Genomic DNA, 6255 nt, shown 5'->3' on the forward strand with positions numbered 1-6255 from the left:
GGCAGGGCGATGCCCACGATGTTGGTGTCGAGACGACCCATGAACGTGGCGAAGCCGGTGCAGAGGAGGAGCAGGGGGATGGCGGCGCGCATGGGGGCCTCGTCGGGTCGGGGTTGGCGGAGTTTTTTCCCCGAGTAGCACAATCTCGGGGAGGTGTCCTCCCCCCCCGCCCACGCGCCGGATGGGCGGGCCTGTCCGCCGGGGACAAGAGCATGAAAAAGGCCCGGTCCTTGTCGGGCCGGGCCTTTGTTGTCGGGCTATTTCTTGTTCTTAAAGGCTTCCTGGAGCTTGGCGCCCAGCAGCCCCATGCCGGAGCCGGAGCCGCTGTCGCCGCCGCTTCTCGGCTTGCGGGCCGGAGCGTATTCCTTCCAGTCGCCGTCGTCCTGCTCCGAGCCGGTGCTAAGCGAGATCTTGCGCTCGGCTGCTTTGACCTGGCCGATGACCAGGTCCACGCTGTCGCCGGAGTGGAGCTTCTCGAATTCGGCGGGCTTTTCGCTGCGGGCGATGACCGACTTGGGCAGCAGGCCGGTGATGCCGGGCTCCAGCATGACGAAGAGGCCGAACTGCTCCATCTTCTCCACCGTGCCGGTGACCTTCTGGCCCGCCTGGTACTTGTCGGCCACGCCGAGCCACGGGTCGCCCTCGGCGTCCTTCATGGACAGGCCGATGCGGCGGCTGTCGAGGTCGATGGACTTGATCTTGACCGCGACCTCCTGGCCTTCCTTGACGAAGTCGGCGGGCTTGTTGACCCGCTTGGTGTAGCTCATCTCGGAGACGTGGACCAGGCCGTCGATGCCGGGTCCGATCTCCACGAAGGCCCCGAAATCGGCCAGGCGCACCACCTTGCCGGTGACCACCTCGCCCACGGCGTAGGTGGCGGCAACGGTGTCCCACGGGTCCTGGGCCAGTTCCTTCATGGACAGCGAAATCTTGAGGCGGCCCTTGTCGTCGTGGTCCACGCGGGTGATCTTGGCCTTGACCTTCTGGCCCACGGTCACGGCCTCGTCCGGGCTGCCGATGCGGGCGTAGGAGATCTGGGAGACGTGCACCAGGCCGTCGACGCCGGGCATGATCTCCACGAACGCGCCGAACGGGGCCAGCCGGGTCACGGTGCCCTCCACAACGTCGCCTTCCTTGGTCTCGGCGGTGAAGGCCTCGCGCGCCAGCACGGCCTCGCGCTCCAGCAGGTCGCGGCGGGACAGGACAATGTTGCGGCCGCGCTGCTCCAGCTTGGTGATGAGAAATTCCAGGGTCTGGCCCACGTACGCCTCGGCGTCCTCGACGAAGCGGTTGTCGATCTGGCTCACGGGGCAGAAGGCCCGGCGCTGCATGACCGTGACGTTGAACCCGCCCTTGCAGGTGGAGTCCACGTGCCCTTCGACGGGCAGGTTGCCCGACTTGGCCTCCTCCAGCATGGCCAGGCCGCCTACGCCGGAGAGGGCGCGGGAGAGCTTGATGCCGCCGGAGTCCCTGCCGACCACGTACAACTCCACGACGTCGCCCTCGGCCACGGTGCAGTTGCCTTCCTCGTCCAGGAGCTCGGCCTTTTCGACGATGCCGTCGAGCTTGGTGCCGGTGTCCACGAAGATCGTGGACTCGCCGACCTGGATGACCTTGCCGGAGACCTTGTCGCCCACGTTGAGGTCGTCGCCTCCGCCGTCGCTGTACTGTTCAAACAGTTCGGCGAAGCTCGCTTCGCCCTCTTCGATGCCGTTACGGTCTTTGAATTCTTCGGACACGATGTTCTACCATCTACTATTATAAGGTTACGTGAGCAGGGCCTTGGCAAAGTCCTTGCCGTTGAAGGGCCGCAGGTCTTCCATTTTCTCGCCCAGGCCCACAAACGTGATCGGCAGCTTGTTCTGCAACGTCACGGCCACGACGACGCCGCCCTTGGCCGTGCCGTCGAGTTTGGTCAGGATGATCTCGTCCACGCCCACCGCTTCGTTGAAGAGCTTGGCCTGGGACAGGGCGTTCTGGCCCGTGGTGGCGTCGATGACCAGGACGCATCGGTGTGGTGCGCCTTCGTGCTTCTTGCCCACCACGCGCTCGATCTTTTTCAGCTCCTCCATCAGGTTGATCTTGGTGTGGAGCCGTCCGGCGGTGTCGAGCAGCAGCAGGTCGTAGCCCTCGCTGACCGCCTTGTCCATGGCTTCGAAGGCCACGGCCGCCGGGTCGCTGCCCTCGGCCTTGGCGTAGAAGCCCGCGCCCACGCGGTTGGCCCAGACCTCGAGCTGCTCGATGGCGGCCGCGCGGAAGGTGTCTCCCGCCGCGATGAGCACCTTGCGGCCCTGGAGCCGGGCGCGGTAGGCCAGCTTGGCGATGGTCGTGGTTTTGCCCACGCCGTTGACGCCGACCATCATCAGCACCTCGGGCGGGTTCACGGCCTTGATGCGCGGCGGGACCTTGAAGATGTCCTCCAGCTCGTCTCGCAGCAGGTCCTTGAAGTCGTCCGGGTTGTCGGTCCCGGCCTTGCGGGCCCGGGCCTTGAGGTTCTCCATGAGCTGGGTGGCGGCCTCCATGCCCACGTCGGCCATGATGAGGATCTCCTCGAATTCCTCCCAGAACTCGTCGTTGAGCGAGGAGTGGGCCGAGAGCAGACCGTCGATGCGCTTGGTGATCTGCTCGCGGGTCTTGGAGATGCCCTCGGAAAGCTTGAGGAACAGCCGGTCGCGCTCGTCCTCTTCGTCCTCCAGCTCCAGGGCCAGGGCCAGGCGGTACTGGAGCTCCGACTTGAATTCGGGAACGGCCTGGTAGCCCATCTCGTCCAGCCAGGCGGCGAAGTCGGCGATGAACTTTTTCGCCTCGTTCTCGGGCGCGCCCAGGGCCTTGAAGAGGAAGGCGAGCCGGTCCCACAGGCCCTGGCCCTTTTCCTCCACGCCCTCGACGATGGTGTTCAGCCACTGGGAGAGGCGGGGCTCGGCCTGGCGCAGGGCCAGGGTCAGGTCCGCCTGCCAGTCCTCGGTGGCCGTGGGCGCGGCGTCGGAAACGGGCGGCGCGACGGCCTCGGCGGCCTGGGGCGCGGGTTCTGCAGCGGGGCGGGGCGGTGCGGCCGGGGCTTCGGCCTCGGGCTCGGCGGCGGGCTGTTCCGCCTCCTGGAGCCCCTGCTCCCTGCGGTATTCTTCCACGGCCTGCCGGGCCACTTCGTCCGGGCTTTGCCAGGCCTTTTTCAGTCTGCTAAAGAATCCCATCGGGTCCTCTTGTCGGGATATGTTGTCTTACGGGGGTTTTCTCATAGCTCACCTGTCCGCGAGAGGCAATAGACGAAATGATCCCGTCCATCCGTTGCCATCGGTCGGCAATGCGGCTAAAAGCGGGAAAAATATTTTTTCAAAGGACGCTTTCATGAAACGAACCAAGATAAAGCAGGCGCTGAACGCGGTTTCCCCCATGGACGATATCCTGGTCAAGGGATGGGTCCGCACCAAGCGCGACAGCAAGGGCTTCTCCTTTGTGGAACTCAACGACGGCTCCTGCCTGGGCAACATCCAGGCCGTTGTCGACCATACTCCGGAGATCGAGGCCGTCCTTGCCCGGGTGGGCACGGGCGCGTCCGTGGCCGTCGCGGGCGCGCTGGTCGAGTCGCCGGGCAAGGGACAGAAGTGGGAGATCCGGGGCCGGTCCATCGAGCTCATCGGCGAGGCCGACCAGGAGACCTTCCCGCTTCAGAAGAAGCGCCATTCCGACGAATTCCTGCGCACCATCGCCCACCTGCGGCCGCGCACCAACAAGTACGGGGCCGTGTTCCGCATCCGCTCCGAACTGGCCCAGGCCGTGCACAAGTTCTTCGCCGACAAGGGCTTCTTCTACATCCACACGCCCATCATCACCGGCTCGGACTGCGAGGGCGCGGGCGAGATGTTCCGCGTGACCAGCCTTCCGGCGGGCTCCAGCCTGCCGCCCGAGGAGGACTTCTTCGGCAAGCCGTCCCAGCTCACGGTCTCCGGGCAGCTCAACGCGGAGATGTTCGCCCTGTCGCTCGGCGACTGCTACACCTTCGGCCCGACCTTCCGGGCCGAGAATTCCAACACCCCCCGCCACGCGGCCGAGTTCTGGATGATCGAGCCGGAGATGGCCTTCGCCGACCTCGCCGACAACATGGAGCTGGGCGAGGAGATGATCAAGCGCCTGGTGGGCCACATCCTGGAACACTGCGCCGCCGACGTGGACCTCTTCGCCAAGTGGGTGGACAAGGACCTCATGCCCACCCTGGAGACGCTGCTCAACGAGCCCTTCGTCCGGCTGTCCTACACCGAGGCCGTGGACATCCTGAAGAAGACCAAGCACCCGTTCGACTACCCGGTGGAGTGGGGCATCGACCTCCAGACCGAGCACGAGCGGTTCCTGTGCGAGGAGCAGTTCAAGAAGCCGGTCTATGTCTATGACTATCCCAAGACCATCAAGCCGTTCTACATGCGCCTCAACGACGACGACAAAACCGTGGCCGCCATGGACTGCCTGGTGCCGCGCATCGGCGAGATCATCGGCGGCAGCCAGCGCGAGGAGCGGCTCGACGTGCTCACGGCGCGCATGGACGAGATGAAGCTGAACAAGGACGACTACTGGTGGTACCTCGACTCCCGCCGGTTCGGCACCGCGCCCCACGCCGGGTTCGGCATGGGCTTCGAGCGCATGCTCATGCTGGTCACCGGCGTGGCCAACATCCGCGACGTCATGCCGTTCCCGAGGACGCCCAACAGCCTGGAGTTCTAGCCCGGCATATATATAGTAATAAGCGAGGGCCCGGCGCGGATATGCGCGCCGGGCCCTTTCTCTATTTCAGCGGCAGGCGGACGTCGGTGAGCCGTTCGTCCGGCGGAGTGGAGTCCGGACGATTCAGGTCGGCCGCGCATAAGGACTTGCCGTCGTCGAACTCGCGCCCGCTTTCGGGAAGCCATTGGCCCATGAGCTGGGCGTGGACCTGCTCCAGGCCGGAATAGGGCCCCTTGTGCCGGACGATGGCGTAGGGCCGGCCTTCATGGTCCGCAGGTCGATCGGTCCTTTCCCCGCCACGTCCTCGGCGATGGTGATGCAGGCGTCATAGCGGATCTTGTCGGGCGGGGTCACCTGCGGATCGTCGTGGGATATGCCGATGTACCGGGCGTCCGGACGGCACAGCCCATTGGGGCCCGCCCAGCCGCACACAGGGTCGCCCAGGCCGATCCGCACTGGTTGTAGGGGCTGGTGTGGCGGACGAAGATGACTTTCTCCTGCGGCACTTCCTCGATACGAACTTCCATTTGCTTTCCTTCGGGAGGGGGGACGCCAGACCGCTCCGTGGAGCGTCCGGCTGGTAGCGAATGGTGCCGGGCAGCCGCTTGGTCAGGGCCTCCCATTGCTTTTGCCGGTGCCTGGAGGGAGCGCAGCCGAATATCCGGCCGAAGGCGCGGCTGAAGGACTCGACGGTCACGCATCCTGCGTCGAAGGCGGCGTCGGTGACGCTGCCGCCGCCTCAGACGAGCCGAAGGGCGGACCGCTCCAGTCGTATTCGCCGGATGCGCTCGACCAGGTTCTCCCCCATTATACCCTTGAATATGCGGTGGAAGTGAGTGGGGGAGAGGTGCGCCATGGGGCGAGCAACTCCATGGGCAGGGCGTCGCCCTGGTTGGCCTGGCTGTGGAGAAGAACGTCTATCATCCGTTCATGACGGGTGTTCCGGGTCGTATCATTTATGCGCTCCTCCAAGTTTCGGGCGGAAGCTGCCCCTCCGACAAAGCGGCGCTTGACCGTTTTTGCGTTTTTTCAGGGTGCTCATGGAGGTGCATTGTGAGGCTAGAAAGAGGGAGTGTCATGGTGATGCGGCGCACGGAGGGCGTTGCGGAGGCGGGCGGACCCCCACGAAGGCGGGAGGAAGAGTGATTTTGTATTATAAATTATCTTTAAAATTCAGCATGTTGTATCTTAAGCAAAAAGAGAGCGCAATTTTTTTTAAAAAAGCGCTTGACCTCTTGGTGCGTTTCACCTAGAACCTCTTTCGCCGCACGGGTGACCCCGACTGGACGCGCTCGGCGGCTTGTTCTTTCTCAATCAAATTGAACGGTTGGCTCAAGGCGAAACGAAAAAAAAGTTTCAAAAAAGAGTTGACAGTCGCTCTAGAAAAAACTAGATTGTACTTTCCGGCGTCACGCTGGGCGTTCTTTGAAGAAAAGGACAATGGTCTTTGACAATTAAATAGCGAGTTGAGCAAATAGATCACAAATCACAGCCCGTTTAAGACGAGAGTGAAAAGTGATCAAATCATCTCCAAGTTCATCA

The 6255-nt window shown here is 63.8% G+C and carries 3 protein-coding genes and 1 pseudogene; 1 reads left to right on the top strand and 3 read right to left on the bottom strand.

The annotated features are described in order from the left end of the window. Positions 1–257: 257 nt before the first annotated feature. Together PHP91_RS16855 and ftsY are read right to left on the bottom strand one after the other, a co-directional pair. Positions 258–1739: a 30S ribosomal protein S1 gene (locus tag PHP91_RS16855; RefSeq protein WP_300143558.1), complete on the bottom strand. Its 1482-nt coding sequence runs from the start codon at positions 1737–1739 to the stop codon at positions 258–260. Between the two features lie 27 nt (positions 1740–1766). After that, positions 1767–3191, bottom strand: coding sequence for a signal recognition particle-docking protein FtsY (gene ftsY, locus PHP91_RS16860; RefSeq protein WP_300143562.1), 1425 nt, complete (start codon positions 3189–3191; stop codon positions 1767–1769). Between the two features lie 154 nt (positions 3192–3345). On the opposite strand from ftsY, the gene asnS reads away from it, so the two are divergent. Next, a complete protein-coding gene (gene asnS, locus PHP91_RS16865) occupies positions 3346–4713 on the top strand; it encodes an asparagine--tRNA ligase (protein ID WP_300143564.1) in 1368 nt (455 codons plus the stop codon). Positions 4714–4774: 61 nt separating this feature from the next. On the opposite strand, the pseudogene PHP91_RS16870 reads toward asnS, so the two are convergent. Next, positions 4775–5169 (bottom strand): annotated as a pseudogene (locus tag PHP91_RS16870) (GyrI-like domain-containing protein). Positions 5170–6255 lie beyond the last annotated feature (1086 nt).

Origin of the sequence: Pseudodesulfovibrio sp. (assembly GCF_028692895.1) — a bacterium.
Lineage (GTDB): Bacteria > Desulfobacterota > Desulfovibrionia > Desulfovibrionales > Desulfovibrionaceae > Pseudodesulfovibrio.

Coding starts and splice junctions, on each gene's coding strand:
- ftsY (WP_300143562.1), bottom strand. CDS start 3,191: ATGGGATTCTTTAGCAGACTGAAAAAGGCCTGGCAAAGCCCGGACGAA.
- asnS (WP_300143564.1), top strand. CDS start 3,346: ATGAAACGAACCAAGATAAAGCAGGCGCTGAACGCGGTTTCCCCCATG.